General features: G+C 76.3%; 6 protein-coding genes. All 6 read right to left on the bottom strand.

The features are described 5' to 3' along the window. Positions 1 to 2 precede the first annotated feature (2 nt). The 6 genes from C5N14_RS10030 to C5N14_RS10055 are packed head-to-tail and all read right to left on the bottom strand — an operon-like array spanning position 3 to position 15,602. The gene (locus C5N14_RS10030) at positions 3 to 191 is read right to left on the bottom strand and encodes an MbtH family NRPS accessory protein (protein ID WP_117667810.1); all 189 of its coding nucleotides are present in this window, start codon (positions 189 to 191) and stop codon (positions 3 to 5) included. Continuing rightward, positions 191 to 1,144 (bottom strand): TauD/TfdA family dioxygenase, encoded by a 954-nt coding sequence (locus tag C5N14_RS10035; RefSeq protein WP_117667811.1) that lies wholly within the window; start codon positions 1,142 to 1,144, stop codon positions 191 to 193. The genes C5N14_RS10030 and C5N14_RS10035 overlap by 1 nt, the downstream gene beginning before the upstream one ends. Before the next feature lie 28 nt (positions 1,145 to 1,172). Beyond that, positions 1,173 to 6,674: a type I polyketide synthase gene (locus tag C5N14_RS10040; protein ID WP_243639392.1), complete on the bottom strand. Its 5,502-nt coding sequence runs from the start codon at positions 6,672 to 6,674 to the stop codon at positions 1,173 to 1,175. 14 nt (positions 6,675 to 6,688) lie between these two features. After that, positions 6,689 to 10,204: a non-ribosomal peptide synthetase gene (locus tag C5N14_RS10045; protein WP_117667812.1), complete on the bottom strand. Its 3,516-nt coding sequence runs from the start codon at positions 10,202 to 10,204 to the stop codon at positions 6,689 to 6,691. Further along, the gene (locus C5N14_RS10050) at positions 10,201 to 12,510 is read right to left on the bottom strand and encodes a lantibiotic dehydratase (protein WP_117667813.1); all 2,310 of its coding nucleotides are present in this window, start codon (positions 12,508 to 12,510) and stop codon (positions 10,201 to 10,203) included. The genes C5N14_RS10045 and C5N14_RS10050 overlap by 4 nt, the downstream gene beginning before the upstream one ends. After that, a complete protein-coding gene (locus tag C5N14_RS10055; protein WP_117667814.1) occupies positions 12,507 to 15,602 on the bottom strand; it encodes a thioesterase domain-containing protein in 3,096 nt (1,031 codons plus the stop codon). The genes C5N14_RS10050 and C5N14_RS10055 overlap by 4 nt, the downstream gene beginning before the upstream one ends. Between the last annotated feature and the right edge of the window lie 99 nt (positions 15,603 to 15,701).

The raw sequence follows: 15,701 nt of genomic DNA on the forward strand, positions 1-15,701 counted from the left end.
GCTCACAGGCTCGCCTCGCGTACGGAGCGGGGTCGCATGTCGGTCCACACGGTGTCGATGTGCGCCAGGCACTCCTCGCGGGTGCCGGCGAAGCCGGTGGCGTTCCAGCCCGCGGGGAGCTCCCGGTCGGCCGACCAGATCGAGTACTGCTCCTCGTCGTTGCGCACGACCAGGAATCGGGATTCGGCCATCAGTTGTCTCCAGTGCTCTCGGGGGTGTGCGGCTCGGCCATCGCGACGGCGATCTTGCGGGGGCCGGTGAACGGCTCCCGGGCGTGCGCAGCGGTCATGTTGTCCACCACCAGCACGTCGTCGCGCTGGTAGTCGAAGCGGACGCTGGCGGCCCGGTAGGCGGCCCGCAGGTGGTCCAGCACGTCGGCGGGGATCTCGCCGCCGTCGCCGTAGTAGGTGTTGGACGGCAAGCCGTCGGGGCCGAACATCGCCAGCAGCCCCTCCTGGTAGTCCTTCGGCAGGGTGCTCAGGTGGAAGAAGGTGGCGTGGTTGAACCAGCGCGGGGTCTCCGAGCCGGGCCGGTGGTGCACCACGTCGCGCACGGCGCGGGTGCGCAGCCCGTCCCCGCCGACCCACTCCACGGCGATCCGGTTGGCCGCCGCGTACGCCTCGACCTCGGCCCGGTCGGCGGTGTTGAACACGTCCTGCCAGCGGGTGCCGAAGTCGGTGTGGAAGTTGCGCACCAGCATCCACCGCCGGCGGACGAACTCCTCCCGCACCGCCGGGTCGATCAGCTCGTACACCCGGCGCACGTCCGCCAGGGGGGTCGCGCCCCGCGTCTGGGGCGGGGTGACGCACCAGAAGAACAGGGTCAGCGGCCAGCGCGCCTGGTACGAGTTCTCGTTGTGCAGGAAGATCTCCTCGTCCGGCGGGTAGTCGGTCGAGGTGTAGACCCGGCCCTTGATGGAGTGCCGGGGCGAGGACCGCTCGGTGTAGGCCAGCGGCTCACCGGCCAGCGCCCGCACCACCGCGTCGAAGCCGTCGACGCCGCCGACGTCGAAGCCGCGGAACAGCAGCCCGCCGTGCTCGACGAGGGTGGCCCGCAGCTCGGCCCGGCGGGCGTCGATGAGGTCGGTCAACGCCCGGCCGTCGCTCTCGACGACCACCGGCAGCGTGGCGATCGTGTCGCTCATTGCTCTGTACTCCCTTGTTCCTCGGTGCTCACGCGCGGGGCAGCCGCGGGATGCTCGTGGACGCCGCCGGGGTGGCCGGCTCGGCAACGGCGGACGCCTCGGCCCGCAACTCCTCGATCCGGGCGGCCAGCCCGGCGACGGTGGGCGTCTCGAAGAGGCTACGCATCGGCAGCCGCACCCCGGTCGCCTTGCGCATCGACGCGATGAGCTGCACCGCGACGAGGGAGTTGCCGCCGAGGGCGAAGAAGTCGTCGTCCACGCCCACCACCGGCACCCCGAGGCCGTCGCGCCACACCTGGGCGATGGTGGCCTCCAGCTCGGTGCGCGGCGCGGCCGAGCCGCCGGCCTCCCCCGTGGCGGTGGACGCGGACGGGTCGGTCTCCGACTCCAGGCTCTCGGTGGTGACCCGGGCGGCGCGGCGCCGGATGTCGGCCACCGACCGGGTGGTGATCACCACCTGGGCGCCGAGACCCGCGGTGAGGCTGCGCCGGAACGCCTCCGCGCCGTCCACCGGCCGGATGTCCTCGCCGGGGCCGTCGGAGCCCGGGGCCTCGGCCGGGGCGGCGTCAGCGGTGAGCCCGCCGGTGACCGCCGACTGGTCCACCCGGCGCAGCACGAAGTCGCTGATCGAGACCAGTTCCCGGCCTGACACGTCGGTCAGGGTCAGGTCGGCGGAGACCACCTCGTCGGTGCCGCCGACGCGGTGGCGCAGGTGGCTGTGGAACCGCTCGGGCAGCGCGGCGCGCACCACGATCCGCCCGTAGGACAGCGGCAGGTAGGTGCCGGAGCCCTGGCCCCGGCCGAACGCGGTGGCCACATCCAGCAGCGCGGGGTGCAGCCCCCACCCGGCCAGGTCGGCGACGGCCTCGGCGGGCGCCTCGACGACGGCCAGTTCCTCGCCGTCGGCGAGGTGGTGCTCGGCCAGCGACCGCCAGCGCGGCCCGAAGGTCAGCATGCTGGTGCGGCCCCGACCGAACGACGCGTCGTCGTCGACCCGGCGGGACCGGGCGACCACGTCGGCGAGGTCGGCCGCCGGCGGGGCGGGCTCGTCGGTCCAGCCGGCCGCGCCACGCACGTGGGTGCGCAGCACCCCGGCGGCGAGGCTCTGCACCACGAACTCCGTGGACCCGTCCTCGGCGGCGGTCAGCGCCACCCGGTACTGGGCGACCGAGCCGTCGGGCACCGAGAACGGCTCCAAGAACACCACGTCGCGCAGTTCCACCGCGGCGTCCGGGCCGGGGGCGGGGACGGCGGCGGCCACGGCGGCGCGGACGGACTCCAGGTGGGCGGTGCCCGGCACCACCGGCACCCCGCCGATCCGGTGCTCGTCGAGCAGCCAGTGGGTGGCGGCGCAGACCAGGCCGTGCAGCACGGTGCCCTCCGGGCCGGTCACCTTCGTGGTGAGCACCGGGTGGTCGACGGTGCTGGTGACGGTGTCCCGGGTCAACGCCCGGAACCCGGCCGGGGCGGTGCTCTCCGCCGCCATGCCGACCTCGGCCCAGCCGCCCCAGTTCTGCGACACCACCGGCGCGGCCCAGCCGGCGCCCGCGCGGGCGTACGCGTCGAGGAAGTTGTTCGCCGCGCAGTAGTCGACCTGGCCGAAGCCGCCGATCACGGCGGTGATCGAGGAACACAGCACCACGAAGTCCAGCGGCAGGTCGCCGAAGACCTGGGCCAGCGCGAGGGTGCCGGCGAGCTTCGGGGCGAGCACCCGCTCGGCCTCGGCCCGCTCCTTGACCTCGGCCATGCCGCCGCCGGGCAGGCCGGCGGCGTGCACGAGGCCGTCGATCCCGCCGAACTCGGCCTCGGCGGCGGCCCGGACCCGGCGCAGGTCGGCCGGGTCGGTGACGTCGGCGGCGAGCACCAGCACCGACGCGCCGGCCGCCTCCATCCGGCGGATCGCGGCGATCGCCCGGCCCACCCGGTCGGCCTGGCCGGAACCGTGCACGGCGAGGTGGTCGTCCCACTGCTCGCGCGGCGGCAGGCCGGAGCGGGCCAGCAGCACCAGCTTCGCCCGGGCCCGCCGGGCGAAGTCCTCGGCCAGGGTGATGCCGATGCCGCCGAGGCCGCCGGTGATCACGTACCGGCCGCCGTCGCGCAGCGCACCGGGCTCGCCCTCGGCGTCGACGGTGACCTGCTCGTAGCCGGTGACCCAGCGGCGGGTCCCGCGCAGCGTTACCTCGGTGTGCTCCGGGTCGACCGGGCGGCGCAGCTCGGCGACCAGGGCGTCCGCCCCGGTGGCGGCGGGGTCGGCGTCGAGCAGCCGGACGGTCAGCCCGGGCAGCTCGACGGGGAGCACCCGGGCCAGACCGGTGAGGGTGGCGTGCTCGGGCCGGGTCAGGTCCGCGCCGGTCACGTCGCCGATGCCGGCGGTCACCAGGTCCAGGGTCAGCGAGCCGTCCTCGGCGGTCCGGCCGGCCCCGGCGAGGGCCTGCGCCAGGTGCAGGGCGCTGAAGAAGCCCCGGTCCTGGGCGGCCCAGCCGGCGGCGATGTCGGTGCCGGTGGGCCCGCCGTCGAGGGCGAAGGCGTGCACCAGCCGCCCCGGCAGGTCGTCGCCGAGGGCGGCGACCAGCGCGTCGTGGTCCTCGCGGGCGCCGGGACGCAGCACGAAGCCGCCGTCGGTGGCGGCGAAGGCGGCGCCGGCGCGTACCTCGACGATCTCGGTGCCGGCGGCGCGCAGGCCGGCGACGAGCGCGTCGCCGCGCGGGCCGTCGGCCAGCACCAGGCAGCGGCCGGGCGCGGCGCTGGCCGGCGCGGGCGCGGCCTGGCGCCACACCGGCACGGCGAACCACTCGGGCAGCGCCCGCGGGCCGGTCTCGGCCGGCGCGGCGGCGACCTCCTGCACCGGGTCCGGGTCGACCCAGTAGCGGCGCCGCTCGAACGGGTACGTCGGCAGCGACACCCGCCGGGCCTGCGGGTCGGAGCCGGTGCGCACGGGCAGGCCGGCGCACCACAGCGCCCCGGCGGTGGTGAGCAGGGTGGCCAGGTCCCCGGTCGGCTCCCCCGGGCCGGGCAGGCTGCCCAGCGGGACGAGCGCCCGCTGCTCCGGCGAGCCCTTGGCGACCTGCATCCGGGCCAGGTTGGCCAACTGCCGGCCGGGGCCGCACTCGACCAGCGCCCAGGTGCCCTCGGCGAGCAGGGCGGCCACGCAGTCGCCGAAGCGCACCGGCTGGCGCAGGTGCGCCGCCCAGTACGCCGCATCGGTGGCCTGCGCGTCGGTGATCCAGGTGCCGGAGACGTTGGACAGGAACGGGACCTTCGGCGCGCGCAGCGGCACGGCGGCCATCAGCGCGGTGAACTCGGCGAGGATCGGGTCCATCATCGGCGAGTGGAAGGCGTGCGAGGTACGCAGCGCCTTGCTCTTGACCTTCTTCGTGGTCTTCAACGTCTCGGCGAACGCGGCCACCGCGTCGGGCTCGCCGGCCACCACGCAGGTGCCCGGGCCGTTGACGGTGGCGATCGAGACGCCCTCGGGCAGCAGCCCGGCGACCGCCGACTCGTCCAGCGGGACGGCCAGCATCGACCCGGCCGGCAGGGACTGCATCAGCCGGCCCCGGGCGGCGACGACCCGCAGCGCGTCGGGCAGGTCGAGCACCCCGGCGACGGTCGCGGCGACGTACTCGCCGATGGAGTGCCCGGCCATCGCCGCCGGCCGCACCCCGGCGCGCTGCCAGTGGGTGGCCAGGGCGTACTCGACGACGAACAGGGCCGGCTGGGTGTAGCGGGTCTGGAGCAGCTTCTCGGCGGCCTCCGCGTCCCGGCCCAGGATCAGGTCCCGGATGTCCAGGCCCAGCTCGGGGCGGAGCAGCTCGGCGCACTCGTCGACGACGGCGGCGTAGCCGGGCTCCTCGGCGTAGAGCTGCGCGCCCATCCCGGCGTACTGGCTGCCCTGGCCGGAGAAGAGGAAGGCGACCCGGGGGGCGGGCCCGTCGGCGACCCCGGCCTGCCGGCGCCGCGGGGTGCGCAGCGCGGCGACGGCGTCGGGCAGGTCGGCGGCGACCACGGCGACCCGGTGCGCGTACTGCTGCCGGCCCACCCGCAGGGTGTGCGCGACGTCGGCCAGGTGCGCGACCCCGCCGTCGGGGTTGCCGGCGAGGTGCTCGGCGAGCCGGTCCACGGCGGTCTCCAGCGCGGTGCCGGTCTTCGCCGACACGTGCAGCAGTTGCGCGGGCCGCACCCGCCGGTCGCCCCGGTGTGCCTCCGGCGCCTCTTCGAGGACGACGTGGGCGTTGGTGCCGCCGATGCCGAAGGAGCTGACCCCGGCCCGGCGGGGCGTCCCGTCGGTGTCCCACTTGGTGAGGGTGTTCGCCACGTAGAACGGGGTGTCGGCGAACTCGATCGCCGGGTTCGGGGTCTCGTAGTTGATGGTCGGCGGGATCAGCCCGTGCTCCATCGCCAGCACCGTCTTGATCACGCTGACGATGCCGGACGGCTGGCTGAGGTGGCCGATGTTGGACTTGACCGAGCCGATGCCGCACCAGCCCCGGTCGTCGGTGTCCTTCGTGTACACCGCCGACAGGGCGGCGACCTCGATCGGGTCGCCCATCGCGGTGCCGGTGCCGTGCGCCTCGACGTAGCTGATGGTGCGCGGGTCGACCGCGGCCATCCCGACGGCCTGGGCGACAGCCTCCATCTGACCGTCGACGCTGGGGGCGGTGAAGCCGACCTTGCCGGCGCCGTCGTTGTTGATGGCGTTGCCGAGCACCACGGCGCGGATGTGGTCGCCGTCGGCGATCGCGTCGGAGAGCCGCTTGAGCAGGGTCACCCCGACGCCGCTGCCCCAAACGGTGCCGTTCGCCTCCGCGTCGAACGGCCGGCACCGCCCGTCGGGAGAGGTGAAGCCGTCCATACCGAGGTAGCCGGCGTGCGGCAGCTCGATGTTGACGCCGCCGGCCAGGGCCATGTCGCACTCGCCGTTACGCAGCGCCTCGCAGGCCAGGTGGAACGCGACCAGGGAGGTCGAGCAGGCGGTGTGCACGGTCAGGCTCGGCCCGCGCAGGTCCAGCCGGTACGACACGTTGGTCGCCACGTAGTTGGGCGAGTTGCTGGTGGCGATGGAGACGGCGTTGTGCGGGTTGCCGCCGACCCGCTTGTTGTGCAGCACGTTGCGGTGCAGGTACCCGGTGCCGCCGGCGCCGGCGTACACGCCCACGGCCCCGTCGTAGCGGGCCGGGTCGTAGCCGGCGTCCTGCAGGGCGGTGTAGCAGGTCTCCAGGAACAGCCGGTGCTGCGGGTCGGTGATGTCGGCCTCCCGGGCGGTCATCCCGAACAGCCCGGCGTCGAACTGGTCGTAGCCGTCGACCAGGGGGGCCTTGTTGACCCAGCCCGGGTCGTCGAGCTCCTCGGGAGTGACGCCCCGGGCGAGCTGCTCGTCGCGGGTCAGCTCGGTGACCGACTCGACGCCGTCGACCAGGTTGCGCCAGAACTCGTGCACGTCGGCGGCGCCGGGCAGCCGGGCGGCCAGCCCGACGATCGCGATCGGCTCGATGCCGTCGGCGGCGGGATTGTCGGTTTCGATCGCGTTGTCCATCAGGTTGTCCTTCGTCACGCGGTGCCGCCGGGGCGGCGGGGAGGGATACGTCGGGTCCGGCTGCGGCGGGCGGCGGCCCGCAGCGCGGCGCGGGCCAGTTCCGGCCGGTCGGCCGCACCGTCGAGGTGGGCGGCGAGGGCCCGGACGGTGGGATAGCGGAACAGGTCGAGCATCGCGATCGACCGGCCGGTGGCGGCGGTCAGCCGGGCGTGCACGGCGGCCAGGGCGAGCGAGTGCCCGCCGATGTCGAAGAAGTTGTCGGTGACCCCGACCTGGTCGCGTTCCAGGACCTCCCGCCAGACGCCGGCGACCAGATCCTCGGTGTCGGTGAGCGCGTCCGGGCCGGCGGGCAGCGCCACCGGCCGCGCGGGCTCGGCGGTCGCGGCGACGGTCATCGCGCCGAGTTGGGCGGTACGCACGGTCGGCCGGGGCAGCTCGGCGGCGACCTCGGCGGCCGGCGCGGCGGGGGTGGCGGCCAGCGCCCCGACCAGGGCGGCCAGGTCGGCCAGCAACGCGTCGATCCGGTCGGCCTCGAACAGGTCTGGGTTGTGCACCACCTCGACGCCGAGCCGGCCGGCCCGCTCCACCACGTACACGGTGATGTCGAACGGGGAACCGGGCTTGGGCACCGGCACCGGCTCGCCGGTCAGCCCGGCCAGCGCCAGCCGGGGCTCGGCGAAGTTGAGCACGTTGAACAGCACCTGCACCAGCGGCGCCCGGGAGGTGTCCCGGCCGACGCCGAGCGCCTCGACGATCCTCTCCAGCGGGGCGCCGGGGTGGGCGGTGACCTCGTGCAGCTCGGTGGCGCAGCGGTCGACCAGCTCGGCGAAGCTCGCCCCGCCGGTGCGTACCCGCACCGGGACGGTGTCGATGAAGAACCCGACGACGTCGTCGAACGCGGCCAGCCGCCGGTCGGCGACGATCGCCCCGACGACGTGGTCGTCGCCGCCGGTGAGCCGGCTGAGCAGCTCGCCGAAGCCGGCCAGCAGCACTGCCGCGGCGCCCGTGCCGCGCCGCTCGGCGAGCGCCCGCACCGCCCGGTCCGCCTCGGCGGAGAGGGTGACCGCGGCCTCCACGCCGGCGTACGTCTGCACGGTGGGGCGGGGCCGGTCGCGGGGCAGGTCGAGCACGGTCGGCGCGCCGCGCAGGTGCTCGGCCCACCAGGCCAGGTCGTCGGCGCCGCGCCGGCGGTCCCGCTCGGCCCGCCAGACGGCGTAGTCGGCGTACCGGGCGGCCACGGCGGGCAGCCCCGGGGCGGTCCCGGCGACGGCCTGCGCGTACGCGGCGGCGAGGTCGTCGTAGAACACCGCCTCGGACCAGCCGTCGAACACGGCGTGGTGCCAGGTGATCGCGAGCACGTGCGCGGCCGGGCCGAGCCGGTACACGGCGACCTGCCAGGGCGGCCCGGTGGCCAGGTCGAACGCGTGCGCCGCCCCGGCGGCGAGCATCCCGGCCAGCTCCGCCTCCGGGTCGGCCCCGCCGGTCAGGTCGACCACCGGCACCGCCACGTCGGTGGGCTCCTCGCACACCGCGTACGGCACCCCGGCGGTCTGCGGGATGCGCCAGCGCAGCACGTCGTGCCGCTGGGCCACCGCCCGCAGGGCCGCGCCGAGGGCGGGGACGTCCAGCTCGCCGCGCAGCCGGTGGGCCACCGCGATGTTGTAGGGCGCGCTGGACGGGGCGAGCTGGTCGACGAACCACAGCCGGCGCTGCGGCGGGGACAGGGTGGGCGGGTTGCCGGTGCTCAGCCCGTCGCCGGGGTCCGGGGCGGCGGCGGTGATCCGCGCGGCGATGCCGGTCAGGGTGCGGCCGGCGAACACGTCCCGGGTGTCGACGTGCCGGCCCAGCTCGGCCCGGAGCGCGGCGACCAGCCGCATCGCGGCGATGGAGTTCCCGCCGGCGGCGAGGAAGTCGGTGTCCGGGCCGGGGGCGGCGCCGAGCAGCCGGGCCCAGGCCCGGGCCACGGCCCGGGTGACCGGGTCGGCGCCGGCCGGCCCGTCGTCGGCCACCGGCGCGGGACGGGCGGCGGCCAGGGCGCGCAGCGCCGGCCGGTCCAGCTTGCCGGTGGTCGGGCTGACCGGAAGCGCGGCCAGGCGCACCGTCCGGGCCGGGCGCATCGCGGCGGTCAGCCGGGGCTCGGCGTACGCGCGCAGCGCCGCGTCGTCGGGGGCGTCGGCGGGGGTGAGGAACGCGACCAGCTCGGCGCCGGCTGGCCCGTCGACCGCCTCGACGGCGACCCGGTCGACGCCGGGCAGCCCGGTGAGGACGGCCTCGACCTCGCCCAGCTCGATGCGCTGCCCACGGATCTTGACCTGCCGGTCGGCCCGGCCGTGGTAGACGATCCGCCCGTCGGGGGCCTGGATGACCAGGTCGCCGGTGCGGTACAGCCGCTGTCCGGGCTGCCCGGAGAACGGGTCGGGCACGAACCGCTCGGCGGTCAGGCCGGGCCGGCCGAGGTACCCGTCGGCCAGGCCGGGGCCGCCGATCAGCAGCTCACCGGTCTCCCCCGGCGGCACCGGGCGCAGCTCGGCGTCGACCACGTACGCCCGGTGGTTGGGCAGCGGAACGCCGATCGGCACCGGATCGGTCTCGGCGTCGGTCAGCTCGCCGCTGACCGCCACCACCGTGGTCTCGGTGGGGCCGTAGCTGTTGATGAAGCGCCGGCCGGGCGCCCAGCGGGTGGCCAGCTCGGCGGGCACGGCCTCGCCGCCGCAGAGCACGGTGCGCCAGCCGGGCAGCTCGGCCGGATCCAACATGGCCAGCACGGTCGGGGTGATGAAGCCCCAGTTCACCTCGTGCTCGGCGACGAACCGGGTCAGCCGGGCCGGGTCGGACCGGTCGTCGGCGCCGAGGAGCTGCACCGCGCCGCCGAGGAGCAGCGGGACGAACAGGTCGATGACGGCCGCGTCGAAGCCGAGCGAGGCGATGCCGACGCTGCGCATCGAGGCGTCCGCGCCGGACAGGGCCGCCCAGCCGGTGACGAACTCGACGACGTTGCGGTGGGTGGTGAGCACCCCCTTGGGCCGGCCGGTGGAGCCGGAGGTGAACAGCACGTACGCCGGGTCGCCGGGGCGGGCCGGGCAGGGGGCGAGCGGGGCGGGGCCGGGCAGCGCGACGGTCTCGACGCCGGGCAGGTCGCCGAACTCGGCCTCGGCGGCGTCGCCGACGACGACCCGGACCCCGGCGTCGGCGGCGATCTCGCGCAGCCGCCGGCGCGGGCCGCCCGGCTCCAGCGGCACGTAGCAGCCGCCGGCGAGCAGCACGCCGAGGACGGTGACCACCAGGTCGGGCCGGCGCTCGCCGCACACCCCGACCCGGCTCTGCCGGCCGACGCCGCGCTCGCGCAGCGCGGCGGCCACGCCGGCGGCCCGGTCGACCAGTTCCCGGTAGGTGAGCCGCTCGTCCCACTGGCGCACCGCCACCGCATCCGGGGTCCGCGCGGCCTGGGCGGTGATCAGCTCGGCCAGCGTGGCGTCGGGCCAGGGCAGCGGCTCCCCGTGCGCGGCGCTGATGGACAGGATGTCGGTCACCCGTGTTCTCCCCGGTAGGTGGCTGGATCGGTGATCTGCAGGCGCAGCTCGCTGACGTAGCCGTCCCCGGCCGCGTCGGTGACCCAGGCGTCGGCGGGGGCGGGCAGCAGCTCGCTGACCGTGAGCGAGACGTCCGGGGCGGTCCGGGCGGCGGCGTCGGCCATCGCGCACAGCGACTGGGCGTACAGCGGGCCGGTCAGGTCGAAGTAGCAGGGCTTGACCTCGGTGCCCACCTTGACGAACACCCGCTCGGGCAGGCCGAGGCGCTCCCGCCAGCGGCGCACCGCCAGGTACCGCCCGGTGTCGCCGGTGACCCCGGCCAGGCCGCTGTCGGCGACGGTGGTGCGCCAGGTGCGCCGGGCCACGACCAGCCGGTCGATGGTGATCCGGGGGGTGGTGGGGGCCGGGGCGAGCAGCTTGAAGCTGTCCAGCAGCAGGACGCCGAGCAGGTGGGCGAAGACCTCCACCAGCGGCCACCGGCCGCCGTCGGGGGTGACCGCGCTCAGCCCGTCCCCGGTGTCCTCCACCCGCACGGCGCTGGCCGCGACCAGCCGCTCACGGTCGCCGCCGCGGGCGGTGTCGATGCCGAACTGCCGGTCGGCGGGCCCGTCGAAGTGCCAGGTGGTGCGGGTGGCCTGCCGCGGGAACTCCTCCGGGTAGAGCAGCCGGACGCGGGCCGCACCCAGGTCGGCGTCGATGCCGACGCGCAGCGTCGCCGGGTCGGGGTGGAACGGGCTGAGCACCGCGCTGTCGAACGGCACCATCGCCGGGTGCAGCTCACCGAGGACGAGCAGGAACTCCCCCCGGTTGAGCGCCGCCACGTCGGTGGCGCTGATCTGCAGGTCGGGGCTGTGTGACCGGGCGGTGGGCCAGCCGGGGGCGGTGGCCGGGAAGATCGCCTCGGCCCGGGCTGCCAGGTCGGCGCTGCGCAGCCGCAGCTCCGGCTGCCCGGCGGCAACGGTGTCTAGCCCGAACAGCTCGGCCCAGCGGGCGGTGAAGCCGGCGCTGGCCACCGCGACCGGGCCGTCGGGGGCGAGGATCAGCCCCTGGGCGAGCGGCCAGATGTCGGCCAGCCGGACCGGCCCCTCGGCGGCCTGCTCGGCGTACAGCTCGGCCAGGATCCGCTCGCAGGCGGCACCGATCTCGGCGGTGAGCCAGCGGGCGGCCCGCAGCACGATCGCCAGCGGCGCGGCGAGCGCGTCGAGCACGGCGGAGCCGACGGCGAAGTCCAGGTCCCGCCCGGTGTCCTCGTAGACCACTGTGCGGCCGGTGTACATCTGCCCGCCGTGCCGGCTGGCTGGCCGGCCGGTGACGGCGGTGAACTCGGCGTTCAGGGCGGCCAGGGCGGCGGCGAGCCGGTCGGGGTCACCGGCCGCCGCGGCCACCTCGTCGCGGGCGGCGCGGAGCCGGTCGAAGTCGCCGGCGACCCCGGCCCGCACCGCGGGGTCGCCGATCGCGGCGATCCGCGCGGCGAGCACCTGCTCGGCGCGGGGGCTGTTCGGCAGGCCGGCGTCCCAGGTGAGCAGGCCGCGCTCGACCAGCCGGTCGAGCAGCAGGAACCCGTCGTCGGCACGGCGCAGCCCGGCGTCGCCGTCGGCGCACAGCCGCCGCACCAGCTCCCCGGCGGGGGTGCGGCCGTCGCAGCCGGCCAGCAGCCGGGCCTCCAGCGCGGACAGCTCGACCGGCGGGTGCAGCGCCCGACGCAGCCGGCGTCCGTCGAGGGCCAGGTGGGGTGGCAGCACCGGCGCCCACCAGCGGCGCACCGCGAGGTCGTCGGCGAGCCGGTCGGCGTACGCCATCAGCGCCCACGCCTCGAAGTGCACCTCGCGCCGGTTGACCAGGCGGGGCCCCGGGGTCAGCCGGGTCCCGGCGGTGTCGGGGTCGATGACACCCCAGCAGACCGGCCCGAAGAAGCCGATGGTCTCGGCCTTGCCGCAGTAGCGCTGCCAGTAGCGCAGCACCGCGATCTCCCGCCTGCGGCGGCGGGCGTTGCGCGCCCCCGGGTCGGTGCGCAGCAACCCGTCCAGGGCCACCAGCATGTCGGGGTTCTGCCAGGTGACGGCCTCCCGCAGCAGCGGGTCGGCGCAGATCTCGCCGAGCGTGGCGGAGGACCGCGCGAACGCCTCGAGGACCACCTTCTCGCAGACCTCGGCGGTGAACTGGCCGGCGAGCAGCCCGTCGGCGGTGGCCGCGGCCTCCGGCGCGGCGAACCGGTCGAGCCCGGCGGCGGGGAAGCCGGCGGTGCGCAGCACCACGTCCCGCCACACCGACCAGCCGGTGTCACCCAGTGGCAGCAGATGGTTCATCGGCCGGACCGCCCCTCGTCGTCGACAATGTGCAGCCGCAGCTCGCTGAAGTAGCGCCGACCGGCGCCGTCGGGCACCCACGCGTCGTCCGGTGTCGGCAGCATCTCGCTGACGGTCAGCGACACCCCGTCCCCGCCGTCCTTGCGGGCCGCCCGGACCATGGCGCTGAACATCGCGGCGTACGCGGGGCTGCCCAGGTCGACGAAGCAGGGCTTGGTCTCGGTGCCGAGCTTGACGTACACCAGCTCGGGCAGGCCCTCCTCGCGCCGCCAGCGGCGGACGGCGAGGAACCGGTCCCGTTCGCTGGTGACGTCGGCCAGGCCGCACTCGCCCACCGTGGTACGCCAGGTCTGTCGGGCCACCACCAGCCGGTCCAGGGTGATCCGGGGCGTGTACGGGGCGGCGGCGACCAGCTTGAACCCGTCGACCGCGTGGCCGCTGAGCAGCCCGGCGAACACCTCGGTCAGCGGCCAGCGGGACCCGTCGCGGGCGGTGGCCACGAGCCGGCCGTCGGAGTCGGACACGGTCAGGTCCACGGTGGGCAGCACCCGGTCCGGGTCGACGCCCGGCGCGGGCAGGAACGCGAGCTGCCGGTCCGTCGGGCCGACCAGCGCCTCGGCGGTGCGGCTGGTGCGGCGGGGCCAGTCGGCCGGGAACAGCAGCCGCATCCGGTGCGTGCCGAGGTCCGCGGCCAGCGCCGCGCGCAGCCGCTCGACGTCCGGATGGGACGGGGTGAACACCTGGCAGTCGAAGGACGGCCAGGCGGCGTGCAGCTCGCCGAGCACGACGGTGTAGTCGCCACGGGCGAGGGCGTCGGCGTCGGTAGCGCAGATCTGCAGGTCGGGGCTGTGCAGCCGGGCGCTGGTCCACTCGCTCGCGCGGGCCGGGAACACCTCGGCGGCCCGGTCGGCCAGGTCGGCGACGGACAGCCGCACCTCGGTGGCGCCCGGGGGCAGGTCGGCCAGGCCGAACAGCCCGGCCCAGCGGGCGGCGAACTCGGCGGCCACCGCGTCGACGGGCCGCTCGCCGGTGCCCCAGAACAGGCCCTGCACGAGGAACCACAGGTCGGCCAGCGACACCGGGCCGTCGCCGGCCTCGGCGCGCAGCTCGTCGTACAGCTCGCGGAACGTGGCCCCGTACGCCTGCTCCAGCTCGCCGGCCAGCCAGCGGGCGGCCCGCAGCAGCACGGCGAGCGGGGCGGCCAGCTCGGCCAGCAGCGGGGCGCCGAAGGCCACGTCGAGGTCGCGGGCGGTGTCCTCGTAGCAGAGGGTGCGCCCGGCGTACATCTGGCCGGCGCGGCGGCGGGCCGGCTGGCCGGTCAGCTCGGTGAACGTCTCGTCGAGCCGGTCGAGGGCGGCGCGCAGCCGGTCGGGGTCGCCGGCGGCGGTGGCCACCTCGTCGCGGGCGGCGCGCAGCCGGTCCAGCCCGGCCCGGGCGGCCCGCCGGGCCGGCTCGTCGCCGATGGCGTCGATCCGCGCCGCGAGCACGTCCTCGGCGTCGGGGGCGACCGGCAGGGCGGCGTCCCAGGTGATCAGCTCCCGCTCGACCAGCCGGTCCAGCAGCGCGTAGCCGTCCTCGGCGCGGCGCAGCCCGACGGCCGGGTCGGTGACCAGGTCCCGGGCGGGGCGGCGGCCGTCGGCGGCGGCGAGCAGGGCCGCCTCGACGGGGGTGAGGGTGACCGGGGGGCGGCCGGGCCGCAGCACGGACCGGTCGCGCAGGCTCAGGTGGGGCTGGAGCATCGGCGGCCACCACTGCCGCACCGCGAGGTCGGCGCCGAGCCGGTCGCCGTACGCGGACAGCGCCCACGACTCGAACCACACCCAGCGCCGCCGGGTCAGCCCCGCGCCGGGCCGCACCCGGGCCATGTCGGCCAGCTCCGGGTCGAGGGTGACCCAGCAGCTCGGGCCGAAGAAGCCGACGGTCTCGTTCTTGCCGCAGTAGCGCTGCCAGTACTTGAGCAGGGCCCGCTCGCGGTCCCTGCGGCGCACGTTGCGGGACGCGTCCGCGCCGCCACGGGCCAGCCCGTCGAGGGCGAGCAGGGCGTTGCGGTTCTGCCAGGTGACGGCCTCGCGCAGCAGCGGGTCGGCGGCCAGCTCACTGAGCCGGCCGGCGGTGGCGGTGAGGGCCTCGGCGAACTCCTTGTCGAACCGCTCCTCCCCGGCGCCGGTGGCGATCAGCTCGTCGGCCGCCGCGGCGGCCTGCGGGGCGCCGAGCGCGGTGAGCCCGTCGGCGGGGAAGCCGGTGGTGCGCAGGATCGCGTCGCGCCACACCGACCAACCGGTGTCGCCCAGCGGCACCCGGTGCCCCGCCGTCGCCGGGGGGCCGTCCGGGGCCGGTGCGGTCCCGTTCGCGCCGGCGACCCGGACGGCGGTCGTGAGGTCGGCCCGGATCGTCGCGGCCAACTCGGGGAGGCGGTCGTGCAGGAAGAAGTGCCCGCCGTCGATCTCGTGCAGGGTGAACCCGGCGGCGGTGTGCCGATCCCAGCCGACGCTCTGGGCGTGGCTGACCGCCCGGTCGGACCGCCCGCTGAACACCACGACCGGCACCGGCAGCGGCTCGCCCGGGACGTACCGGTAGCTGTCCACCCGGCCGAAGTCCGCGCGCAGCAGGGGTAGCAGCAGCTCCACCAGCTCGGGATGTTCCAGCACGCCGGCCGGCAGCCCGCCGCCGTCGCCGAGCCGGCGCAGCAGCTCGTCGTCGTCCACCTTGGACAGCCCGTCGAAGAGGCTGGCGTCGTCGACGTGCGGGGCCCGGGCGCCGCCCACGTACAGCCGCAGCGGCAGCGGCCCGCCGGTGCGGCGCAGCTCGCGGACCACCTCGAAGCCGACCCGCCCGCCCATCGAGTGGCCGTAGATCGCGTACGGCCGGTCGGCCCGCCCGGCGATCGCGGCGGCGACCTCGGCGACGGTGAAGTTCGGGTCCTCGCTGATCCGGTTCTCCCGGCCGGGCAGTTGCACCGGCAGCACCTCGACGTCGTCGCCGAACTCCCGCTGCCAGTCGCGGAACGCGCTGGCCCCGGCCCCGGCGTAGGGCAGGCAGAACAACCGGACCGGCGCCTGGGGTCGGCTTCCGGCGGAGACGAACCAGTTCACCGCGTGCCTCTCTGAGGGGGGTCGATCCAGTACCGCTGGCGCTGGAACGGGTAGGTGGGCAGCCCGGTGCGCCGGACGCGGCCCTCGGGGTGCGGGGCC

The organism is Micromonospora sp. MW-13 (genome assembly GCF_003434305.1).
GTDB lineage: Bacteria > Actinomycetota > Actinomycetes > Mycobacteriales > Micromonosporaceae > Micromonospora.